The 21,350-nt window shown below is 73.5% G+C and carries 22 protein-coding genes; 8 read left to right on the top strand and 14 right to left on the bottom strand.

Going from position 1 to position 21,350, the window contains the following annotated elements; genetic code table 11:
• Positions 1 to 1,527: a glycoside hydrolase family 3 protein gene (locus ACLJT4_RS00530; protein ID WP_411120478.1), complete on the top strand. Its 1,527-nt coding sequence runs from the start codon at positions 1 to 3 to the stop codon at positions 1,525 to 1,527.
• 161 nt (positions 1,528 to 1,688) lie between these two features.
• Here the strand turns inward: ACLJT4_RS00530 and nagB are convergent, their stop codons facing one another.
• The gene (gene nagB, locus ACLJT4_RS00525; protein ID WP_411120477.1) at positions 1,689 to 2,471 is read right to left on the bottom strand and encodes a glucosamine-6-phosphate deaminase; all 783 of its coding nucleotides are present in this window, start codon (positions 2,469 to 2,471) and stop codon (positions 1,689 to 1,691) included.
• A gap of 190 nt (positions 2,472 to 2,661) precedes the next feature.
• A complete protein-coding gene (locus ACLJT4_RS00520) occupies positions 2,662 to 3,435 on the bottom strand; it encodes an SDR family oxidoreductase (RefSeq protein ID WP_411120476.1) in 774 nt (257 codons plus the stop codon).
• 139 nt (positions 3,436 to 3,574) lie between these two features.
• On the opposite strand from ACLJT4_RS00520, the gene ACLJT4_RS00515 reads away from it, so the two are divergent.
• Together ACLJT4_RS00515 and ACLJT4_RS00510 are read left to right on the top strand one after the other, a co-directional pair.
• Complete coding sequence (locus tag ACLJT4_RS00515) at positions 3,575 to 4,243, top strand: TetR/AcrR family transcriptional regulator (RefSeq protein ID WP_411120475.1); 669 nt, start codon at positions 3,575 to 3,577, stop codon at positions 4,241 to 4,243.
• A gap of 359 nt (positions 4,244 to 4,602) precedes the next feature.
• Positions 4,603 to 6,075 (top strand): sensor histidine kinase, encoded by a 1,473-nt coding sequence (locus tag ACLJT4_RS00510; protein ID WP_411120474.1) that lies wholly within the window; start codon positions 4,603 to 4,605, stop codon positions 6,073 to 6,075.
• Between the two features lie 199 nt (positions 6,076 to 6,274).
• On the opposite strand, the gene ACLJT4_RS00505 is transcribed toward ACLJT4_RS00510, so the two are convergent.
• Both ACLJT4_RS00505 and ACLJT4_RS00500 read right to left on the bottom strand, forming a co-directional pair.
• Positions 6,275 to 6,532: a WhiB family transcriptional regulator gene (locus tag ACLJT4_RS00505; protein WP_003983230.1), complete on the bottom strand. Its 258-nt coding sequence runs from the start codon at positions 6,530 to 6,532 to the stop codon at positions 6,275 to 6,277.
• 320 nt (positions 6,533 to 6,852) lie between these two features.
• Complete coding sequence (locus tag ACLJT4_RS00500) at positions 6,853 to 7,836, bottom strand: diacylglycerol/lipid kinase family protein (RefSeq protein ID WP_411120473.1); 984 nt, start codon at positions 7,834 to 7,836, stop codon at positions 6,853 to 6,855.
• A 95-nt stretch (positions 7,837 to 7,931) separates the two neighbouring features.
• Between ACLJT4_RS00500 and ACLJT4_RS00495 the strand changes: the two genes are divergently transcribed.
• Entirely contained in the window at positions 7,932 to 8,393 is a 462-nt protein-coding gene (locus ACLJT4_RS00495) for a hypothetical protein (RefSeq protein WP_016570329.1), read from the top strand.
• Between the two features lie 275 nt (positions 8,394 to 8,668).
• Here the strand turns inward: ACLJT4_RS00495 and ACLJT4_RS00490 are convergent, their stop codons facing one another.
• The 4 genes from ACLJT4_RS00490 to ACLJT4_RS00475 form a co-directional block, all read right to left on the bottom strand.
• The gene (locus ACLJT4_RS00490) at positions 8,669 to 9,634 is read right to left on the bottom strand and encodes an RNA polymerase sigma factor SigF (protein WP_411121051.1); all 966 of its coding nucleotides are present in this window, start codon (positions 9,632 to 9,634) and stop codon (positions 8,669 to 8,671) included.
• A 43-nt stretch (positions 9,635 to 9,677) separates the two neighbouring features.
• The gene (locus ACLJT4_RS00485; RefSeq protein WP_003985353.1) at positions 9,678 to 10,091 is read right to left on the bottom strand and encodes an anti-sigma factor; all 414 of its coding nucleotides are present in this window, start codon (positions 10,089 to 10,091) and stop codon (positions 9,678 to 9,680) included.
• A 308-nt stretch (positions 10,092 to 10,399) separates the two neighbouring features.
• Positions 10,400 to 10,888 (bottom strand): GNAT family N-acetyltransferase, encoded by a 489-nt coding sequence (locus ACLJT4_RS00480; protein ID WP_411120472.1) that lies wholly within the window; start codon positions 10,886 to 10,888, stop codon positions 10,400 to 10,402.
• Between the two features lie 66 nt (positions 10,889 to 10,954).
• Positions 10,955 to 11,215: a UBP-type zinc finger domain-containing protein gene (locus ACLJT4_RS00475; RefSeq protein WP_016570332.1), complete on the bottom strand. Its 261-nt coding sequence runs from the start codon at positions 11,213 to 11,215 to the stop codon at positions 10,955 to 10,957.
• A gap of 66 nt (positions 11,216 to 11,281) precedes the next feature.
• Here ACLJT4_RS00475 and ACLJT4_RS00470 point away from each other — a divergent pair, with 66 nt between their 5' ends.
• Complete coding sequence (locus tag ACLJT4_RS00470) at positions 11,282 to 12,874, top strand: Na+/H+ antiporter (protein WP_411121050.1); 1,593 nt, start codon at positions 11,282 to 11,284, stop codon at positions 12,872 to 12,874.
• 59 nt (positions 12,875 to 12,933) lie between these two features.
• Here the strand turns inward: ACLJT4_RS00470 and ACLJT4_RS00465 are convergent, their stop codons facing one another.
• Positions 12,934 to 13,839, bottom strand: a complete 906-nt coding sequence (locus tag ACLJT4_RS00465) for a 1-aminocyclopropane-1-carboxylate deaminase/D-cysteine desulfhydrase (RefSeq protein WP_411120471.1) — start codon at positions 13,837 to 13,839, stop codon at positions 12,934 to 12,936.
• A gap of 58 nt (positions 13,840 to 13,897) precedes the next feature.
• Positions 13,898 to 14,131, bottom strand: coding sequence for a hypothetical protein (locus tag ACLJT4_RS00460; RefSeq protein WP_016570903.1), 234 nt, complete (start codon positions 14,129 to 14,131; stop codon positions 13,898 to 13,900).
• Between the two features lie 103 nt (positions 14,132 to 14,234).
• Between ACLJT4_RS00460 and ACLJT4_RS00455 the strand changes: the two genes are divergently transcribed.
• The 3 genes from ACLJT4_RS00455 to ACLJT4_RS00445 all read left to right on the top strand — a co-directional run bounded on the left by ACLJT4_RS00455 (position 14,235) and on the right by ACLJT4_RS00445 (position 16,279).
• Positions 14,235 to 15,023: a helix-turn-helix domain-containing protein gene (locus ACLJT4_RS00455; RefSeq protein ID WP_411120470.1), complete on the top strand. Its 789-nt coding sequence runs from the start codon at positions 14,235 to 14,237 to the stop codon at positions 15,021 to 15,023.
• A 10-nt stretch (positions 15,024 to 15,033) separates the two neighbouring features.
• Entirely contained in the window at positions 15,034 to 15,951 is a 918-nt protein-coding gene (locus ACLJT4_RS00450) for a glutaminase (protein ID WP_037635736.1), read from the top strand.
• A gap of 94 nt (positions 15,952 to 16,045) precedes the next feature.
• Positions 16,046 to 16,279, top strand: coding sequence for a hypothetical protein (locus tag ACLJT4_RS00445; protein ID WP_016570900.1), 234 nt, complete (start codon positions 16,046 to 16,048; stop codon positions 16,277 to 16,279).
• Positions 16,280 to 16,301: 22 nt separating this feature from the next.
• Here the strand turns inward: ACLJT4_RS00445 and ACLJT4_RS00440 are convergent, their stop codons facing one another.
• From ACLJT4_RS00440 to ACLJT4_RS00425, 4 genes are all read right to left on the bottom strand, one after another.
• Positions 16,302 to 16,706, bottom strand: coding sequence for a VOC family protein (locus tag ACLJT4_RS00440; protein ID WP_411120469.1), 405 nt, complete (start codon positions 16,704 to 16,706; stop codon positions 16,302 to 16,304).
• A gap of 69 nt (positions 16,707 to 16,775) precedes the next feature.
• Complete coding sequence (locus ACLJT4_RS00435; protein WP_411120468.1) at positions 16,776 to 17,714, bottom strand: beta-ketoacyl-ACP synthase III; 939 nt, start codon at positions 17,712 to 17,714, stop codon at positions 16,776 to 16,778.
• Between the two features lie 142 nt (positions 17,715 to 17,856).
• A complete protein-coding gene (locus ACLJT4_RS00430; RefSeq protein WP_411120467.1) occupies positions 17,857 to 20,118 on the bottom strand; it encodes a heavy metal translocating P-type ATPase in 2,262 nt (753 codons plus the stop codon).
• A gap of 83 nt (positions 20,119 to 20,201) precedes the next feature.
• Positions 20,202 to 21,215 carry a helix-turn-helix transcriptional regulator gene (locus ACLJT4_RS00425; protein WP_275462990.1) on the bottom strand — a complete coding sequence of 338 codons (1,014 nt, stop codon included), beginning with the start codon at positions 21,213 to 21,215 and terminating at the stop codon, positions 20,202 to 20,204.
• Between the last annotated feature and the right edge of the window lie 135 nt (positions 21,216 to 21,350).

Below are 21,350 nucleotides of genomic sequence, written 5' to 3'. Positions count from 1 at the left end.
ATGGCCACCGTCAGTCGCTCCGCCGACACCCTCACCCGGGACGCGCTCGCCGTCCTCCAGCCCGGCTTCACGGGCACCACCGCCCCCGACTGGGTGCTGCGCCGCCTGGACGAGGGCCTGACGACCGTCGCCCTCTTCGGCCGCAACGTGCACGACGCCGAACAACTCGCCGCCCTCACCGGCCGGTTGCGCGACGTACGCCGGGACCTGCTGGTCGCCATCGACGAGGAGGGCGGCGACGTCACCCGCCTCGAAGTGCGCGGCGGTTCCTCCTTCCCCGGCAACCTCGCCCTGGGCGCCGTCGACGACCCCGACCTGACCCGGGCCGTCGCCCGCGAACTCGGCCGCCGCCTCGCCGACTGCGGCATCAACGTCAACTGGGCCCCCTCCGCCGACGTCAACTCCAACCCCGCCAACCCCGTCATCGGCGTCCGCTCCTTCGGCGCCGATCCCGCACTCGTGGCCCGTCACACCGCCGCCTACGTCCGGGGACTGCAGTCCGCCGGCGTCGCCGCCTGCACCAAGCACTTCCCCGGCCACGGCGACACCGACACCGACTCCCACCACGACCTCCCGCGCATCACCGCCGACCTGACGACCCTCCGGGAACGCGAACTGGTGCCGTTCCGCGCCGCGGTGGCCGCCGGCACCCGCGCGGTGATGAGCGCCCACATCCTGCTGCCCGCCCTCGACGCCGAGCGGCCCGCCACGCTCAGCCCCGCCGCGCTGCACGGGCTGCTGCGCGCCCCCGCCACCGAGGGCGGCCTCGGCTTCGACGGACTGATCGTCACCGACGGCATCGAGATGCGGGCCATCGCCGCCGCCTACGGCATCGAACACGGCAGCGTCCTGGCGCTCGCCGCCGGGGCCGACGCGATCTGCGTCGGCGGCGGACTGGCCGACGAGGACACCGTGCTGCGACTGCGCGACGCCCTGGTGCGCGCGGTCCGGGACGGCGAACTGCCGGAGGAGCGGCTGGCCGACGCCGCGGCGCGGGTCCGCACCCTGGCGCACTGGACCCGGGACGCGGGCGCGGGGGAGGGGACCGCGCCCGCGCCCGGGATCGGCCTGACCGCCGCCCGCCGGGCCGTCCGCCTGACCTCCACCACCCCGCACGAGCCGCTGACCCGCCCCGCCTACGTGGCCGCCTTCACCCCCCTCGCCAACATCGCCGTCGGTGACGAAACCCCCTGGGGCATCGCCGCCGAACTCTCCCGGCTTCTCCCCGGCACCGAGACCGCCGCCTACACGACCGAGGACGCCGCGGCCGGGACCCGCGCCCTCGTCGACACCCTGCTCGCCGCCGCCGGCGACCGCCCCGTCGTCGCCGTCGTCCGCGACCTGCACCGCCACCCGTGGATGGCCGACGCCCTGCACGCCCTGCTGGTCGCCCGCCCCCGCACCGCCGTCGTCGAGATGGGCGTCCCCCAGGCCCCGCCCCAGGGCACCCCTCACCTCGCCACCCACGGCGCCGCCCGCGTCTGCAGCCAGGCCGCCGCGGAGGCCCTCACCGGGCACCGCCCCTGACCGGGCACGGGTACGGGCCCTGACGGGGCACCGCCCCCGACGGACAGCTCCCCGGCACGGAGTTGCCCCCGTCCCGCCCCCAACGCGCCGAGGGCCCGCGTCGGCGCCCGCCCCTCAGGGGCCGGCACCGGCACGGGCCCTCAGGCCGTCGGTCGGTGCCGTCAGAGCCCCTGCCACGCCGGCTTGGCGGCGTAGGTCGCCCGGAAGTAGTCGGCCAACTTCAGCTTGGACGCCGCGGCTTCGTCGACGACGACCGTGGCGTGCGGGTGCATCTGGAGCGCCGAGGCCGGGACCAGCGCGGCGACCGGACCCTCGACGGCCTGCGCCACCGCGTCCGCCTTGCCCTCGCCCGTGGCCAGCAGCACCAGGTGGCGCGCCTCCAGGATGGTGCCGATGCCCTGGGTGATGACGTGGTGCGGAACCTCTTCCGGGCTGTCGAAGAAGCGGGCGTTGTCCTCCCGGGTCTGCCGGGTCAGCGTCTTGATGCGGGTGCGGGAAGCCAGCGACGAGCAGGGCTCGTTGAAGCCGATGTGCCCGTCGGTGCCGATGCCGAGCAACTGGAGGTCCACCCCGCCGGCCTCGCGCAGTGCCTCGTCGTACGCCGTGCAGGCGGCCTGCACGTCCTCTGCCGTGCCGTCCGGTCCCATGAACGCGCTCTCGTCGAGCCCCAGCGGCTCCACCACCTCGCGCAGCACCACCGAGCGGTACGACTCCGGGTGCCCGGCGGGCAGGCCCACGTACTCGTCGAGCTGGCAGATCCGCGCGCGCGAGGCGTCCACCGCACCGGCGCGGACCTTCGCCGCCAGCGCCTCGTAGATGGGCAACGGGGTCGAGCCGGTGGCCACGCCGAGCAGCGCCTCGGGCTTGCGGCGCACCAGGGTGGCGATGGCCTCCGCGATGAGCGCGCCGCCTGCCGCGGCGTCCGGGACGATGACAACTTCCACGCTTGGCCTGCCGTTCTGGAGAATGGGCTATGTGGTATAGACCAATCTAACAGAGAAGGCCGTCCCTGACCCCGTGGCGTCGCTGAACGCAAGGGCACGTTTTCCTGACCGTTCCCCGTCGCCGTGGTGACCGCAGTCGCGGGGGCGGACGGGGCGCGGCGGCGGGATGGCGAGGCGGGGTGCGGGGTCGTCAGAGCAGGGCGCCGCCCGTGGCGTCTATCCACTGGCCCGTCACCCAGCGACTGTCGTCCGAGGCGAGGAACCCCACGATGTCGCTGATCTCGGTGGGTCCGGCCACCCGCCCCAGCGGAGAGAGTGCGCCGGTCGCGGCGCGGGCCTCGGCGTTCGTCTCGCCGCGCAGCCAGCCGGCGTTCATGTCGGTGTCGACCGCGCCCGGTGCCACCGCGTTGACCGTGATGCCGCGCGGGCCGAGCTCCTTCGCCAGCGAGCGGGTCAGTACGTCGACGGGGCCCTTGGACATCGCATAGGCGATCAGATCGGACCGCGCGGCGCCCTGCGTCAGCCGCGTGGAGACGTTGACGATCCGTCCGCCGTCCCGCAGGCGGGACAGCCCCTGCTGGATCACGAAGAACGGTGCGGTGGAGTTGACCGCGAAGAGGTGCTCGACGTCGCCGCGCGTCATCTCGCCGAACGGGCGCAGGGCGCCGTCCAGCGTCTTGTTGATCCCCGCGTTGTTGATCAGGATGTCCAGTCCGTCGGCGTGTGCGTCGAACGCGGTCCACAGTGCCTCGGCGTCGCCCGGCTCCCCGAGTCCGGCGCGCAGCGTGAACGCCTCGCCACCCGCCGCCTCGATCGCCGCGACCGTCTCCTTCGCCGCCGCCTCGTCGCTGGCGTAGTGCACGCCGACCCGGGCGCCGTCGCGCCCCAGTCGCTCCGAGATGGCCCGGCCGATCCCCCGGCCGCCGCCCGTCACCAGTGCCGTCCTGCCGCTCAGAGCACCCATCGTGACCCCTCCCCTTCTTCTGTGCGTCCGTGCGCTTCCGCGCACGGACGTCCGGTCGTCCGCGCGAGCACTTTCTGTAGTGCTCGCTACACAAAAACCGTAGCACGCGTTTCTTATCGACCGCTATAGAATTCACTCCATGGTGGCCAAGGAGACCAAGCAGCGCGGCCGACCCCGGTCGTTCGACCGGGACACGGCACTGGAGAAGGCGGTCCGCTCCTTCTGGGAGCACGGCTACGAATCCACGTCCATCTCGGACCTCACCCGCGAGATGGGCATCAGCGCCCCCAGCCTCTACGCCGCCTTCGGCGACAAGCGGGCGCTGTTCGACGAGGCGATCGCCGTCTACGGGCAGCTCTACGGCGGCTTCATCACCCGCGCGCTCGCCGAGGAGCCCACCGCTCGCCGCGGCGTCGAGCGGGCCCTGCGCGAGGCCGCGACCGAATACACCGTCCCGGACCGCCCGCGCGGGTGCATGGTCATCAGCGCCGCGCTGAACACCGCCCCCGCCTCCGCCGAGGTCGCCGACTCCCTGCGGCACAAGCGGCAGTCGAACCTCCGCGAGATCGAGCGCGCGATCCGGGCGGACGTCGCCACCGGCGAGCTCCCCGCCGACACGGACGCGTCGGCACTGGCCGCGTACGTGAGCGCGATCGTCGCCGGGATGTCGCAGTCCGCGCGCGACGGCACGGACCGCACGACCCTGGAAGCGGTCGCCGCCCTGGCGATGAACGCATGGCCGGGCGCGGCGGAGGCGCGCGCGGAACGGCCGCACGCGGCAGGGCCGTCCGAGGGGGAGCGGGCCTGACACCGGCCCCGAAAACACCCGCGGGCCGCGGCGCCGGGACAGGACCCTCAACCTGTCCGGCACCGCAGCCCGGAGCTGACATCGGCCGGCCCCGTAGTACGGGCGGGGCGCGCCCCCTGTGCGGTTGGGGACGCGGTCCCGTCCTGGGACCGGTCGATCGGAGGCCCGGGCGCAGTCAGGGCAGAGAGCGCCGTGGGCCTCGATCCGCCCTCCTGTGCGGGGAGGGCGGAGGCTTCAACGGTCCGGGGTTTCCCCCGGGGTGTCGCACCGCACATTCTGGACTAGACCATTCTGCCGTGTCCATGGCCGTGCAGGCACAACACATACCGTACGCCGGTAGGCTCCCAGGTGTGCCCTCGATGAACGATCTCGTACGCCAGCACACCGCTCTGAGCGACTCCGACCTGGAGTGGCTACACCTGTTGGTCTCGGAGTGGCAACTGCTCTCGGACCTCTCTTTCGCCGACCTCGTGCTGTGGGTGCCCACTCTCGACGGCACCCGGTACGTGTCGGTCGCCCAGATGCGGCCCAACACCGGACCGACCTCCTACCAGGACGACATGGTCGGCCATCTCGTGCCCCGTGGCCGCCGGCCGATGCTGGACTCCGCTCTGGACGAGGGCCGCATCGTGCGCGAGGGCGACCCGGAGTGGCGCGAGGAGGTGCCGGTGCGGGTCGAGTCGATCCCGGTCCGCCGCGAGGGCCGGGTCCTCGGAGTGATCGCCAGGAACACCAACCTGCTCACCGTGCGGACCCCCAGCCGGCTGGAGTTGACCTACCTCCAGAGCGCCTCCGACCTGGCCCAGATGATCGCTGCCGGAACGTTTCCCTTCCCTGGTCAGCAGGTCGACATGGACGCCTCGCCGCGCGCCGGCGACGGACTGATCCGGCTCGACGCCGACGGCGTCGTCCAGTACGCCAGCCCCAACGCGCTCTCCGCCTACCACCGGCTCGGCCTCGCCGCCGACCTCGTCGGCCACCACCTCGGCCAGGCCACCGCCGAACTGGCCCCGGCCCGCGGCCCGGTGGACGAAGCGCTGGTCAAACTGGCCAGCGGCTGGGCCCCGCGGGAATTCGAGGTCGAGGGCGACGAGGGCGTGATCCAATTGCGCGCCATTCCGCTCAAGCCCAAAGGAACGCATATCGGTTCACTGGTCCTGTTGCGCGACGTGACCGAACTGCGACGCCGCGAACGGGAACTGATCACCAAAGACGCCACCATCCGGGAAATCCACCACCGGGTGAAGAACAATCTCCAGACGGTCGCCGCCCTGCTGCGGCTGCAGTCCCGCCGGATGGAATCCGAGCAGGGCCGCGAGGCGCTCAACGAGGCCGTACGCAGGGTCGGTTCGATCGCGATCGTGCACGAGACGCTCTCCCAGACGCTCGACGAACGGGTGGAATTCGACGAGATCGCCGACCGGGTGCTGGCCATGGTCGCGGAGATCGCCCCGGGCAAGGTGACCACCCGCCGCACCGGACGCTTCGGCATCCTGGACGCCGAGGTGGCCACCCCGCTGTCGATGGTGCTGACGGAGGTGGTCCAGAACGCCCTGGAGCACGCCTTCGACCAGGAGCAGCACGGCACCGTCGAGGTCACCGCGGTGCGCGGCGGCAGCCGCACCGAACCCCGCCTGCTGGTCACCGTCCAGGACAACGGCCGCGGCCTGCCCGGGGGGTTCGATCCGCACCGCACCGGAAACCTGGGGCTGCAGATCGTACGGACCTTGGTGGAGGGGGAGTTGGGCGGAACGTTCGACATGGTCCGCCGGCCCGAGGGCGGCACCCAGGTGCTCCTCGACCTTCCGGTGCGCGCCGAGAAGCAGCACTAGCGGGCGGGGAACGGGGCCGCGGGGCGGGCGCGAGCGGGAAACCCGCACCCCGGCCGCGGCCCGGGCGCAGCAACAAGCCCCGGACCGATGTGCGGTCCGGGGCTCAAAGCTATTGCGATGCGATAACGACCGGGTGTGAGCTCCGGGCGGGCATCGAAGGTACTGCGCGCTGCGGCTCGGGGGCCACGGGGCGGTTGGCTCAGGCGCTGGCGTTGCGCGCCCGGTTGCGAGCTGCACGGCGCTTCATCGCGCGGCGCTCGTCCTCGCTCAGACCACCCCAGACGCCCGAGTCCTGGCCGGACTCGAGCGCCCACTGCAGGCACTGCTCCATGACGGGGCAGCGGCGGCAGACGGCCTTGGCTTCCTCGATCTGCAGCAGCGCGGGACCGGTGTTGCCGATGGGGAAGAAGAGCTCGGGGTCTTCTTCGCGGCAAACGGCGCGGTGACGCCAGTCCATGGCTGCTCCATCTCCTCGTGTGACGGGAACGTTGCTTGTGAATGTGAACGCTTTCACGAATCCCTCCACAAGGGAAGGGCCGAAAGCCAGTCAAGGACTGGTGCGGTCCTGTGGAATGAGGAGGAGGATTCGGGCTCTCAAGGGGGCCGGTAAAGCGGCCGTCCCGATCGCCATGAAGAGACTCGCAAACCTCGGCGACGGATACAACCCCTTCCGGAAACTTTTTTTTGATTCCTTGGTGTCGCCTAGCTCACAGCCGTCATTCCAGGGGGTGGAGGCCAGTCTAAACGTTCGAGTGAAAGGACTTTAGGCCCTACTGCTCACACAATCACACGCAGTGCACGACGTACGCCTGTGAACGTCACACTCGTGCGCAGTCCGAGGTGGTCACCGTCCATCTGAAACGGCAGGGGGACCTGCGAATGCAAGGTGAAGTCGGTGAGGTCGTGGAGTGAGAGGACGTGCTTGCCCCGTGGGCCGCGGTCCGGCGTGGAGGCGAGGAGCTGGGAGGCGTAGCGGGTCACCGCCGGCATCGAGAACTTGTCCAGCGCGAAGAGGTCCAGCGCGGTGTCGAACGACGCCTCGGGGGAGGGGTAGATCGGACGGTTGCCCAGGTAGGACCACGGGGCGGTGTTGCAGATTATGGACATCGCGAGGTTCTCGGTGACCTCGGTGGTGCCCGGTGCGTCGCCCGGTCGTTCGAGCGTGATGGTGCCCCGACGGCGGTTGGCCTCGCCGAGGAACTGACGCACGACCTGTCGCACGTACAGGGCGTGGGTGGAGCGCTTGCCGCGCTCGCGCTGCTGCTCGACCCGGCCCACCACGCCCGCGTCGAAGCCGAAGCCGGCGCAGAAGGTGAACCAGCGGGCCGGCACCCCCTCGTCCGGGCTGCCCGGCGTGCCCGAGGCCAGGCCCAGTCCCACGGTGCGCTCGGTGCGGTCGCGCAGCGCGTCCAGCAGGGCACCGGTGGCCTCGACGACGTCGTTGGGCAACCCCAGGGCGCGGGCGAAGACGTTGGTGGAGCCGCCGGGGACCACGGCGAGCCGGGGGTGCGAGTCCGGGTCGGGGCCGGTCGACAGGAGGCCGTTGACGACCTCGTTGACCGTGCCGTCCCCGCCGAGCGCCACCACCAGGTCCATCTGGCCGCCCTCGGCGGCCTCCCGGGCCAGGTCGCGAGCGTGGCCGCGGTACCGCGTCTCGGCGACCTCCAGCTTGAGGTCGCTGGCCAGTGCGTGGGTGAGCACCTCACGGGTACGGGCACTCGTGGTGGTAGCTGCGGGATTGACCACGAGAAGTGCGCGCATATGCAGCAGCGTACCTACCTGCCGGTACCTGCTCCGCCCCTGCCCATGCTGCGGGCAGGCCCGGACCGGCGGTGACCCGGCGCTACCCTGCTGGGGTGACCAGTCAGCAGAAGCAGTCCCCGAAGCGAGCCGCCGGCACCCCCGCGGCGTCCGAGCCCAAGGGGCCCCGGCCCGCCCGGCTCAGCGCCGCCGCGGCGCTCACCGCCGTCGAGGGCCTGGCCCTGGCCGCCCTCGGCGCGTACATGCTGATCGACGGCCTGGTCGGGACGCCGGACAGCCCGCAGCAGGCGGAGATGGGCGGGGTGACGATCCTGGCGCTGGCGGTGCTGCCGTTGGTCGCCGCGCGCGGACTGTGGCTGCGCCGCCGGTGGAGCCGGGGACCCTCGCTGATCACCCAGATCGTGGCGCTGCCGGTCGCCTGGACGCTGGTCAAGGGCGGCGGCGCACTGATCGCCGCCGGCGCCGCGCTGGCGGTGGCGGCGCTGGTCGTCCTCGTTCTGCTGGTCAATCCGACCGCGACCACGGCGCTGGGCATCGCCCCGCGGGAGACCCCGTAGGACTGCGGCGCCCTGAGGCCGTCCTGAGACGCCTCGGCGCACGCCCCCGCACGCGTGTGGCCCCGTAGGGGTGGGCCGAACGGATCCCGTAGGGGTCGTCGGCGCCCCCTGCGGGGCCACAACGCGGTGGAGCGGGGTGGTGTTCCCGGTGGCGGCGCTGGTGTCCGCGTCGGCAGTGGTGTCGGTACTGGTGTCTGCGCCGGCAGTGGTGTCGGCACCAGCAGTAGGCAGTTGTGCCGGCACCAGCACCGGTGGCTCGGCTGGTGCCGTGGCCGTTACTCCTCGACCAGTAGCTTGTCGCGCAGCTGGGCCAGGGTGCGGGCCAGTAGGCGGGAGACGTGCATCTGGGAGATGCCGACCTCCTGGGCGATCTGCGACTGGGTCATGTTCCCGAAGAACCGCAGCAGCAGGATCTTCTTCTCGCGCGGCGGCAGGTCCTCCAGCAGCGGTTTGAGGGACTCGCGGTACTCCACGCCCTCCAGCGCCTCGTCCTCGGCCCCCAGGGTGTCGGCGACGGCCGGCGACTCGTCGTCGGTGTCCGGGACGTCGAGGGAGAGGGTGCTGTAGGCGTTCGCCGACTCCAGGCCCTCCAGGACCTCCTCCTCGGAGATCCCCAGGTGCTCGGCCAGCTCGTGCACGGTGGGCGCCCGACCGTGCCGTTGGGAGAGCTCGGCGGTCGCGGTGGTCAGCGAAAGCCGCAGCTCCTGGAGGCGCCGGGGGACCCGGACCGCCCACCCCTTGTCGCGGAAGTGCCGCTTGATCTCGCCGACGACGGTGGGCGTGGCGTACGTGGAGAACTCCACGCCGCGGTCCGGGTCGAACCGGTCCACCGACTTGATCAGACCGATCGTGGCGACCTGGGTCAGGTCGTCGAGCGGCTCACCGCGGTTGCGGAACCGCCGGGCCAGATGCTCGACCAGCGGCAGGTGCATCCGCACGAGGGTGTTGCGCAGCTCGGCGCGCTCCGGGGAGCCGTCGGGGAGCTTGCGCAGCTCGTAGAACATCGCGCGGGCGCCGCCGCGGTCGTGCGCGCCCCCCGGCTCCGCGGAGCGCCGGTCCTGGGGCCGGTCCACGGCAGCCGGCGGATCCTGCCGTTCCGCCTGCCGGCCCTGCTGCTCGCTCTGGTCCATGTGGTCCGCCCGCTCCGCCTGCTCCGCCGCGTCCAACCGGCCGCCGTGGTCGTCCGCTCCCGTCGGGTGCGGCTGGGCATGCTGCCCGGGGATGACCGCGCCCGCCGCCATCCTCGCGCCGCGTTCGAGATCTTTCACGGGGCCCCCTGTTCGGTCATGACGGTCCGGGACCGGCGCCGCGCTCCTTGTACAGACTGATGGTGACCGTGCGGTCCTCGGCGACGGTGGAATCGACCTTGCCGGCCAGTGCGGAGAGCACCGTCCAGGCGAAGGTGTCGCGCTCGGGAGCGCGGCCGTCGGTCGTCGGGGCCGACACCGTCACCTGCAGTGCGTCGTCGATGAGCCGGAAGACGCAGCTGAGCACACTGCCGGGGACGGCCTGTTGCAGCAGGATTGCGCAGGCTTCGTCGACCGCGATGCGCAGATCCTCGATCTCGTCGAGGGTGAAGTCCAAGCGGGCTGCGAGGCCGGCCGTGGCCGTACGCAACACGGACAGGTAGGCACCCGCAGCGGGCAGACGGACTTCCACGAAGTCCTGAGTCCCGGGCTCGCCTGCGATCTGGGACACCCTCACCTCCAAGGTGGCACAAGCTGGTAGAGCTGGAATGCGTGCTGAAGCTCTTGCGGTTCGCGTTTCTTCGCGTTCTTCGGGGTATCCGTGCCGGGTGGTCCTCCCGCCAGGTGCAAGGAGAACGATCCGGCGCGGCTCGTGGTTCGGCTGTGACGCTATCGCGATCGGCGGGCCGGTGTCGCCCGGAAGGAGCAGGGCAGCCGTCCGGACGGCGACGGCCGGCTCACCGGCGCCACGTCTGTTACTGAGTGTAAAACCTCGGGCACGGACGGTGGTAGGGGTGGGAGCCGCCAAATCGAGCCCGATTACGCTCCGTTGGCGGGTGCGGTGTCCGCGAGCGTGTGCAGTGCCTCTCCAGTGAGCCGGAATACCGTCCATTCGTCCATGGGTTGGGCGCCGATGGATCGGTAAAAACCGATGGAAGGCTCGTTCCAATCCAGCACCGACCACTCGAAACGCTGGTATCCGCGGCGCACGCAGAGCTGGGCGAGGGCCGCCAGCAGTGCCTTGCCGTGGCCGCCGCCGCGCGCCTCGGGGCGGACGTACAGGTCCTCCAGATAGACACCGTGCGTGCCCGTCCACGTCGAGAAGTTCCGGAACCACAGGGCGAAGCCGACCGGCCCGCCGGCGTCCTCCGCGATCAGTGCGAAGGCGGCCGGCTGGGGGCCGAACAGCGCCTCCTTCAGCTGCGGCTCGGTGGCCTCGGCGGCCTCGGCGGCACGTTCGTAGGCGGCCAGTTCGCCGATCATGGCGAGGATGACGGGGACGTCGTCGGGCGTCGCTTCGCGGATCATGCGGCAAGGCTAGACCGGCCTCCCGCCGCGCCCCGAGGGGGTGTCGCGCGGACCCGCCCGCGCGCGTCAGACCAGCGCCTCGTCCACGAAGCACCACCGCCACGCGGCACCCGGTTCGAACGACCGCATCACCGCGTGGCCGGTCTCCTTGAAGTGCCCGGTGGCGTGCTGGTACGGCGAGGAGTCGCAGCAGCCGACGTGGCCGCACACCAGGCAGAGCCGCAGCTGCACCGGGTGGCTGCCGGCGGCCAGGCACTCCAGGCAGGTGGCGCTCAGCGGCGTCGGTTCGGCGCGCGGGAGTTCGGGAACGTGCGTGCACTCGCTCATGATGGCCAGGTTAGATCGCCGGGACGGCCGGCGGGGGAGCGTGGGGACGGTGCAGGCGTGAACGTGATGCCGCTGTTGCTGCTGGTCGCGGGCAGTGCGGGGGTCGCCGGGCTGGCGCGACGGACCCCGGTGCCGGCGCCGCTACTGCTGGTCGCCGTGGGACTCGGTGCCGCGTACATCCCGGGCATCCCGGACTACACCCTCAATCCGCACGTCGTGCTGCCGCTGCTGCTGCCCCCGCTGCTGCACACCGCCGCCCTGGACAGCTCCTACCTGGACCTGCGGGCCAACGTGCGTCCGGTGGCGCTGCTCTCGGTCGGCTACGTGCTGTTCGCGACGCTGGCCGTCGGGTACGTCGCGTACCTCGTCGTCCCGGACCTGCCGCTGACCGCGGCGCTCGTGCTGGGCGCCGTGGTGGCCCCGCCGGACGCCGTCGCGGCCACCGCGATCGCCCGCCGACTGGGCCTGCCGCACCGGATCACGACGATCCTCCAGGGCGAATCGCTGGTCAACGACGCCACCGCGATCACCGCGTACAAGGTGGCGCTGGCCGCCGCCGTCGGCGTCAGCGCCACCTGGGGCCAGGGCTTCAGGGAGTTCGCCGTGGCGTCCCTGGGCGGCATCGGGGTCGGCCTGGTGCTGATGGTGCCGCTGCACTGGCTCCGCCGCCGGCTGCGGGAGTCCGCGCTCCTGGAGAACACCCTGTCGCTGCTCATCCCGTTCACCGCCTACGCCGCCGCCGAGCAGGTCGGGGCGTCCGGGGTGCTGGCCGTCGTGGTCGTCGGCCTCTACCTGGGGCACCGGTCCTGGCAGGTCGACTTCGAGACCCGCCTCCAGGAGGAGGCGGTCTGGAAGATGGTCTCCTTCGTGCTGGAGTCCGCGGTGTTCGCGCTGATCGGGCTCCAACTGCCGGTCGTGCTGCGCGGGCTGGGGGAGTTCAGCACCGCCCAGGCGCTCGGCTACGCGGCGGTGGTGTTCGGCGCCGTGGTGCTGGCCCGCTACGCATGGGTCTTCCCCGCCACGTACCTGCCGCGGCTGTTCTCGGCCCGGATCCGGACCCGCGAACCGGACACCACCTGGCGGGCACCGGTCATCGTCGGCTGGGCCGGGATGCGCGGAGTGGTCTCGCTGGCGATCGCCTTCTCCATCCCCACGACGGTGCACGACGGCGGCCCCTTCCCGGCCCGCAACCTCGTGCTCTTCCTGACGTTCACCACCGTCATCGGCACCCTGGTCGTCCAGGGGCTGACGCTGCCGCCGCTGATCCGGGCGCTGCGGCTGCCGGGCCGGGACGCGCAGGCCGAGACGCTCGCCGAGGCGCAGGCCCAGAGCGAGGCGTCCCGGGCCGCCGAGGCCCGGCTCGACGCCCTCCTGGAAGACGAGCGCAACGCGCTGCCCGGGCCGCTCGCCGACCGGCTGCGCACCGTCCTGGAACGGCGCCGCAACGCGGTCTGGGAGCGGCTGGGCGCGGTCAACGAGGTGACCGGGGAGTCCGCCGACGACACCTACCGGCGGCTGGCCCGGGAGATGATCGACGCCGAACGGCGGGTCTTCGTCGAACTCCGCGACGCGCGCCGGATCGACGACGAGATGATGCGGACGCTGCTGCGCCGACTGGACCTGGAGGAGGCCGCGGCCTACCGGGAGGGCACCGACTGACGGGCCGCCGGGCCGCCGGGCCGCCGGCCCGCGGGCCCGTCAGCATCCGGGGGCGGGAGCTACGGCGTGCCGGTGACCACGGCGGCGACGGTGCTGCCGGGCGGGAAGGCGCCCCGCTCGACCAGCGCCGTCAGGGCGAACAGCAGCTTGGCGACGTAGACGCGCTCGACGGGCAGGCCGTGCCGCTCCTCGAAGGCGTCGGCGAACGCGTCCAGTTCGGGGGTCCGGCGGGCGTAGCCGCCGAAGTGGAAGTCCGCCGCCAGCGACCAGTCGCCGCGCGGCCCGCCGAAGGCCGCGTGCTGGAGGTCGGCGACCGCCGCGTGGAGGAAGTGCGGGTCGCCGCCTTTGAGGACCGGGACTCCCAGCGCGCGCTGCCCGGGGCCGAGACCGGCGGCGAGGCCGGCCAGGGTGCCGCCGGTGCCGCAGGCCACCGCGACCGTGTCGGCCCGCCCGCGCAGCTCCCGGCCCAGATCGGTGCAGCCCTGTGCGGCCAGGGCGTTGCTGCCGCCCTCCGGTATGAGGCGGAAGGCGCCGAACCGGTCCCGGAGGGCGGCGAGGAACGCCGGGTCGGTCGCGCGGCGGTAGGTGGCCCGGTCGACGAAGTGCAGCACCATCCCGTCGGCGGCGCAGCGGGTCAGCGACCAGTTGAGCGGGGCCCCGGCCAGTTCGTCGCCGCGGACCACGCCGACGGTCCGGAAGCCGAGCAGCCGGCCCGCGGCGGCCGTGGCGCGCAGGTGGTTGGAGTACGCGCCGCCGAAGGTGAGCAGCGCGCGGTCGCCCGCCTCGGCCGCGGCCCGCAGGTTGGGGGCGAGCTTGCGCCACTTGTTGCCCGGCAGGTCGGGGTGGATGAGGTCGTCCCGCTTGACCAACAGGCGGACGCCCTGGCGGGCGAACCGGTCGTCGTCGAGGGGCTGGAGCGGGGAGGGCAGGCGCGGGCGGAGCGCACCGGGGCCGGGACTGGTCACGGGGAGCGGAGGAGAGGGGCCGGGGACGGGGGACGGGGGTGCGGGCTACGGCACGGCGTCAGTCGTGGAGGAAACCGTCGCCGTGAGCGGAGATGTGCGCTTCCAGGGCGGTGAGGGCGCTCTGGGTGGCGTCGGGGGTGCCGCTGCCGCGGCGCTCGGCGTAGTAGGCGGCGCCGAGCTTGCGCAGCAGGTCGTTGCCGGCCCGCTGCTGCTGCAACTCGTCGACCTTCTGCTTGCCTTGCGCCAGTCCCTGCTTGGCCTGCTCCTTGGCGCGGTCGAGAAACCCTGACATTGCTGCCTCCCTGGCGGACGGGCCGATGGACCCGGTCGGTGTCGGTTTCGTAAGGGATCAACGGCGGGGACGGCCGTGGGGTTCCCGTGCCAGGCTGGGGGACGTGGGCGAGGAACGCGACAGGTGTGAGCCGGTTGGCGCATCCGCCGTTGCCGTCCGGGTGGTCTACCGGGAGCGGGCGTCGCGGCTGCCGGGGGCGGTGCTGTGGACCACCACCACGGTGCCGGGGGCGGGGCCGGTGCTGCCCGACGGCTGCACCGACCTGCTCTGGAGCGCGGGCCGGCTGCTGGTGGCCGGGCCGGACACCGGGCCGCAGGCCCAGGACGGTGTCGCGCCGGTCGGGACGCGGTGGGTGGGGCTGCGGTTCGCGCCGGGCCAGGGGCCGGCGGTCTTCGGGGTGCCGGCCCACGAACTGCGCGACCGGCGGGTGCCGTTGGAGGACCTGTGGGGCGCCCGACGGGCCCGGGAGCTGGCGGCCCGCGCGGCGGCGGCCGACGCCCCGGGCGCGGTCCTGGAGCAGGCCGCTCGGGACCGCCTGCGGGCGGCGGGGCGGTGGACCGACGGTGCCACGGCGGACGTCCTGCCCGGTCGGGACGGGCGGACCGCGGCGATCGCCTCCGGGCTCGGGCGCGGCCGGCCGGTGGCGGAGGTGGCCCGCCTGGTCGGGATGGGCGAGCGGCAACTGCACCGGCACAGCCTGGCGGTGTTCGGGTACGGGCCGAAGACGTTGGGCCGGGTGCTGCGGTTGGTGCGGGCGTTGGAACTGGCCCGCGCCGGCGTCCCGTACGCCGAGGTCGCGGCGCGGGCCGGCTACGCGGACCAGGCCCACCTGGCGCGCGAGGTGAAGTCGCTCGCGGGGGCTCCGATGGGGACGCTGCTGCGCGCGGGTTAGCGTGTCCGGTATGGACTACCAGGCCGTTCTTGAGGAGGTAGCGGCCTATGCGAGGCCGTTCGTGGGGCGCGGGCACGTCGCCGACTACATTCCGGCGTTGGCGCGGGTCTCCCCGGACCGCTTCGGGATCGCCGTCGCGGACATCAACGGCGACGTGTACGGGACCGGTGACTGGGAGATCCCGTACTCCGTGCAGTCGATCTCCAAGGCGTTCTCGCTGGCCCTGGTGATGGCCGGGTCCCACGGGGACGACGACATCTGGCAGCGGGTCGGGCGCGAGCCCTCCGGCACGCCGTTCAACTCCCTGGTGCAGCTGGAGTGGGAGAACGGCATTCCGCGCAATCCCTTCATCAACGCCGGTGCGCTGGTGGTGACGGACCGGCTGCTGACCATGACCGGTGACGCCAGCACCTCGATGCTGGAGTTCCTCCAGACCGAGAGCGGCAATCCGGAGCTGGCGTTCGACCAGGCGGTGGCCGGTTCGGAGGCCGACCACGGCGACCGCAACGCGGCGCTGGCGCACTTCATGGCCTCGTTCGGCAACCTGGAGAACCCCGTGCCGAGCGTGATCGAGCACTACTTCTGGCAGTGCTCGATCGAGATGTCGTGCCGGGACCTGGCCGTGGCCGGCGGGTTCCTCGCCCGGCACGGGCTGCGGGCAGACGGCAGCCGGCTGCTGGAGGCGCGCGAGGCCAAGCGGATCAACGCGGTGATGCTGACCTGCGGGACCTACGACGCGGCGGGGGAGTTCGCCTACCGGGTGGGCCTGCCGGCGAAGAGCGGGGTGGGCGGCGGCATCGTGGCCGTGGTGCCGGGGCGGTGCACGCTCTGCGTGTGGAGCCCGGGGCTGGACGCCCGGGGCAACTCCGTGGCCGGCATGGCGGCGCTGGACCACTTCACGACGCTCACCGGCTGGTCGATCTTCTAGGCCGACGCGCCCGCGGCGCCCGCCCGGCCGGGCGGGCTGGCGTTGTGGGCTCGCGGGCGGCGGCGCATGGTGGGCGGTAGGAGGTGCACCTGCCATGGAGCATGAGATGCGCGCGGAGTACGCGGAGGGCGTGCTGCCGCACGAGGACACGCCGGTCAAGAAGTGGCACATGACCAGGGTGGGCGCGACCATCGCGATGTGCGGCCAGCCGCTGGCCCCGGCCGCCGCCACCCAATCGGCCGGTCGCTGGGGGACGGCCGAGGCGCAGCCGTTCTGCCGCACCTGCGGCGTGATGTACCTGGAGGAGCATCCGCAGGACATCGAGTGACCGGCCCGGCCGTCCCGTCCGGCTAGGTCAGCGGGGCGAAGAGGTCGACGCCGTGGCCGTCGGGGTCCTGCACGACGGCGTAGCGCTGGCCCCAGTCGGCGTCCCAGGGGGCCTTCTCGCCCGTGTACCCGGCGGCGGTGAGGTCCGCGTACACCGCGTCGACGTGCGCGGCGTCCGCGCAGGCGAAGGCCAGGCCGGTGGGTGCGCCGGCCGGCAGCGGCGTCCAGTCGGGGTCGAGGGCGCGGGCGGTCTCGTGGGTGTCCCACATCAGGCGGAGTCCGCCGGGCAGTTGCGCCTCGGCGTGCGGGGCGGTGTCACCACGGTCGGGGACGGCCAGGCCCAGGCGCCGGTAGAACGCCAGGGCGGCGGCCATGTCGGCCACGACCAGGCCGATCGCGTCGAGTCGGGGTGCGGGTGGGGTGTTCATGGCGGCGAGCCTAGGAGCGGCGCGCGGGCGCCGTCTTGAAGGAATCGGACACCGCCGCCGGCCGGCCCGTCAGGGGACGCGGACGACCTGCCCGGCGTAGGAGAGGTTGCCGCCGAAGCCGAACAGCAGCACCGGGGCACCGGTCGGGACCTCGCGGCGTTCGACCAGCTTGGCCAGGGCGAGCGGGACCGAGGCGGCGGAGGTGTTGCCGGAGTCGACGACGTCCCGGGCGATGACGGCGTTGACCGCGCCGAGCCGTTCCGCGACCGGCTCGATGATCCGCAGGTTGGCCTGGTGGAGGACGACGCCGGCCAGCTCGTCCGGGCGCAGCCCGGCGCGGTCGCAGACCTTGCGGGCGATGGCGGGCAGCTGGGTGGTGGCCCAGCGGTAGACGGTCTGGCCCTCCTGGGCGAAGCGGGCCGGGGCGCCCTCGATGCGGACCGCGTTGCCCATCTCCGGGACCGAGCCCCACAGGACGGGGCTGATCCGCGGTTCCGGGGAGGCGGTGACGACCGCGGCGGCCGCGCCGTCGCCGACCAGGACGCAGGTCGAGCGGTCGGTCCAGTCGACCACGTCGGTGAACTTCTCCGCGCCGATGACCAGGGCGCGGGTCGCCGAACCGGCCCGGATGGCGTGGTCGGCGGTGGCCAGCGCGTGGGTGAAGCCGGCGCAGACGACGTTGAGGTCCATCGTGGCGGGCGCGGTCAGGCCCAGCCGGGCCGCGACCCGGGCCGCGGTGTTGGGGCTGCGGTCGGTGGCGGTGCAGGTCGCGACCAGCACCAGGTCGATGTCGCCGGGGTCCAGGCCGGCGGCGGCCAGCGCCTTGCCGGCGGCCGCGGCGGCCATCGCGTCCACCGTCTCCTCCGGCGCCGCGACGTGTCGGGTGCGGATGCCGACGCGACTGCGGATCCAGGCGTCGTCGGTGTCGACGATCCCGGCGAGGTCGTCGTTGGTCAGCACACGGGAGGGCTGGTAGTGGCCGAGGGCCAGGATGCGCGACCCGGTCATGGAGTCCCCTGCGGTACGTGGAGCGGAGCGGGCGGTTCCCGGACAGTCTCGCCGGTCGGCGGCGCCGGACGGGTGTGCGAACCGCCAACGTTCGGCCGTCAGAACTGGAGGCTTCCGACGCGTGACGGTCGCGTGAACGGGCTCAGCCCAGGGCGCGGAAGCGTCGCAGGCGCAGGCTGTTGCCGACCACGAAGACCGAGGAGAAGGCCATCGCGGCGCCGGCGATCATCGGGTTGAGCAGGCCGGCGGCGGCCAGCGGCAGTGCGGCGACGTTGTAGCCGAACGCCCAGAACAGGTTGGTGCGGATGGTGCCGAGGGTGGCCCGGGCCAGCCGGATGGCGTCCGCCGCGGCGCGCAGGTCACCGCGGACCAGGGTGAGGTCGCCGGCCTCGATGGCGGCGTCGGTGCCGGTGCCCATCGCCAGGCCCAGGTCGGCGCGGGCCAGCGCGGCCGCGTCGTTGACCCCGTCGCCGACCACGGCGACCGAGCGGCCCTCGGCCTGGAGGCGCTCGACGACGGCCACCTTCTCCTCCGGCAGCACCTCGGCGATCACCTCGTCGATGCCGACCGCCGCGGCGACCGACTCGGCGACCGCGCGGTGGTCGCCGGTCAGCAGCACCGGCGTCAGCCCGAGCCCGCGCAGCCGGCGGACCGCCTCGGCGCTGGTGGGCCGGACCGCGTCGGAGACGACCAGCACGGCGCGGGCCGCACCGTCCCAGCCGACCGCGACCGCGGTGTGCCCGGCCCGCTCGGCCGCGTCCTTGGCGGTGGCCAGCGCGGGCGGCAGCTGCTGGCCGCGGTCGGCCAACAGGCGCTCCCGGCCGACCAGCACCGCGTGCCCCTCGACGGAGCCGCGCACGCCCAGCCCGGGAACGTTGGCGAACCCCTCGGGGACCGGCAGGGCCCCGCCGGGCTCGGCCTCCAGGGCGGCGGTGGCGACGGCCCGGGCGATGGGGTGCTCGGAGGAGTGCTCCAGCGCACCGGCCAGCCGCAGCGCCTGCGCGCGGGGCACGCCGTCGGCGAGGTGGACGTCGGTCAGGGTCATCACGCCGGTGGTGACGGTGCCGGTCTTGTCCAGGACGACGGTGTCGACGGCGCGGGTGGCCTCCAGGACCTCCGGCCCCTTGAGCAGGATGCCGAGCTGGGCGCCGCGGCCGGTGCCGACCATCAGCGCGGTCGGCGTCGCCAGGCCCAGCGCGCACGGGCACGCGATGATCAGCACGGCGACCGCGGCGGTGAACGCGGCGACCGCGCCGTGGCCGGTGCCGAGCCAGAGCCCGAGGGTGGCCAGGGCGAGCACGAGGACGACCGGGACGAAGACCGCGGAGATCCGGTCGGCGAGCCGTTGGGCCGCCGCCTTGCCGTTCTGGGCCTCCTCGACCAGCCGGGCCATCCGGGCGAGCTGGGTGTCCGCGCCGATGCGGGTGGCCTCGACGACGAGCCGGCCGCCCGCGTTGACGGTGGCGCCGGTGACGCTGTCGCCGGGGGCGACCTCCACGGGCACGGACTCGCCGGTCAGCATCGAGGCGTCCACGGCGGACGAGCCCTCCACCACCCGGCCGTCGGTGGCGACCTTCTCCCCGGGGCGGACCACGAACCGGTCGCCCACCCGCAGCTCGCCGACCGGGATCCGGACCTCGCGGTCCGCCCGGAGCACCGCGACGTCCTTGGCGCCCAGCTCCAGCAGGGCGTGCAGGGCCGCGCCGGCCTTCCGCTTGGCGCGCGCCTCGAAGTACCGGCCGGCCAGGATGAAGGTGGTGACGCCGGCCGCGGCCTCCAGGTAGATCGCGCCGCTGCCGTCGGTGCGGGCGATGGTCAGCTCGAAGGGGTGGGTCATGCCGGGCATGCCGGCCGTGCCGAAGAACAGCGCCCACAGCGACCAGCCGAAGGCGGCGAGGGTGCCCATCGAGATCAGGGTGTCCATGGTGGCCGCGCCGTGCCGCAGGTTGGTCCAGGCGGCCCGGTGGAACGGCCACGCCCCGTAGGCCACCACGGGGGCGGCCAGGGTGAGCGACAGCCACTGCCAGTTGGTGAACTGCAGCGCCGGGACCATCGCCATCGCGACCACCGGGACGGCGAGCGCCAGCGAGACGCACAGCCGCTGCCGGAGGGCGGCGAGCGGGCCGTCCTCGGCGCCGGCGGCGTCGTCGGCGGACGGTTCCGGCGCGGGCGGTTCGGGGACCGCGGCCGTGTAGCCGGTCTTCTCCACGGTGGCGATCAGGTCGGCGGTCGCCACCGTGCTGTCCTGCGCGAGGGTCACCTGCGCCTTCTCGGTGGCGTAGTTGACGGTGGCGGTGACCCCGGGCATCCGGTTGAGCTTCTTCTCGACGCGGGCCGCGCACGAGGCGCAGGTCATGCCGCCGATCTCCAGCTCGACGACGGGCCCATCGATCGCGGTGGTCATGACGGCTGTGCCTCCTGTTCGCGGGAGTGCGGGGCTCCGGGGCGGTCGGCCCCCGTCCACTCTCCGCCGACCCCGCCAACACTTTACCCCCCTGGGGTATCCCGTCCAGTGGGGCGGGCCGTGGCGTCCGTCTCGCCGCCGTCGGTGGCCCGGTGCACCCGGTCGCCCAGGGCCCGGAGGTACGCGATCAGCTCGACCGGTTCGTGCACCGTGAACTCCCGCCCCAGCAGCGCCAGCCGCATCGCCAGCCACTCCAACGAATCGGGTGCGCTGTGCCAGCGGCAGCTCTCCCCGTCGAGCGGTGCGATCTCGCCCGCCGCCCGCCCGCCGAGCCGGGCGGTCACCTCCTCGGCCGGCCCGTACACCGTCGCCACCGCCCGGTACGTCGTCGCCATCCCGCGCATCCGCTCCCGGACGTACGCCCCGGCGTCGGTGGCCGGCAGCTCGCGCGGCGCGGTCCGCACGCCGGTGGCGAACGGCTCGCTCAGCCGGTCCACCCGGAAGGTCCGCCAGTCGTCGCGGTCGTTGTCGAACGCCACCAGGTACCAGCGGCGGCCGGCGGCGACCAGGCGGTGCGGCTCCACCAGGCGCCGGGTGAGCTCGCCGGCCCCGGCGCGGTAGCCGAAGCGCACCCGCTCGTGGTTGGCGATCGCCGCGGCCAGCACCGTCAGGTGCTCCGGGTCGACGGTCGGACCGTCACCGGCCGGCAGCGGGACGGTGGCGGTGCCCAGCGTGCCCACCCGCCGCCGCAGCCGCGCCGGGAGCACCTGCTCCAACTTGGCGAGCGCCCGGACCGACGCCTCCTCGATGCCCGCGATGGTGTGGCCGGCCGTCGAGCGCAGCCCCACCGCGATGGCCACCGCCTCCTCGTCGTCCAGCAGCAGCGGCGGCATGGCGGTGCCGGCGGCCAGCCGGTAGCCGCCCTCCGCGCCCATCGAGGCGTGCACCGGATAGCCCAGTTCGCGCAGCCGCTCGACGTCGCGGCGGATGGTCCGGGTGGTCACCCGCAGTCGTTCGGCCAGCTCCCGCCCGGGCCACTCCCGGGGGGTCTGGAGCAGGGACAGCAGGTTCAGCAGACGTGCCGAGGTCTCACTCATGGCGACGATGATGGCCCAGGAAGTAGGACGGGAGCTGTCCTAGGTGGGCCGTAATGTCGAGGACGTCCGGGACGGGCGTCCACCGCACCAGCGCGGTGGACGCCCGTCCCGGCGCGTCCCCTCCGCTCGTCCCAC

Origin of the sequence: Streptomyces sp. x-19 (assembly GCF_046549115.1) — a bacterium.
GTDB classification, from domain to species: domain Bacteria; phylum Actinomycetota; class Actinomycetes; order Streptomycetales; family Streptomycetaceae; genus Streptomyces; species Streptomyces albulus_C.
The sequence above is the reverse complement of the archived record's forward strand: the minus strand, read 5'-3'. Positions and strand labels throughout refer to the sequence as shown.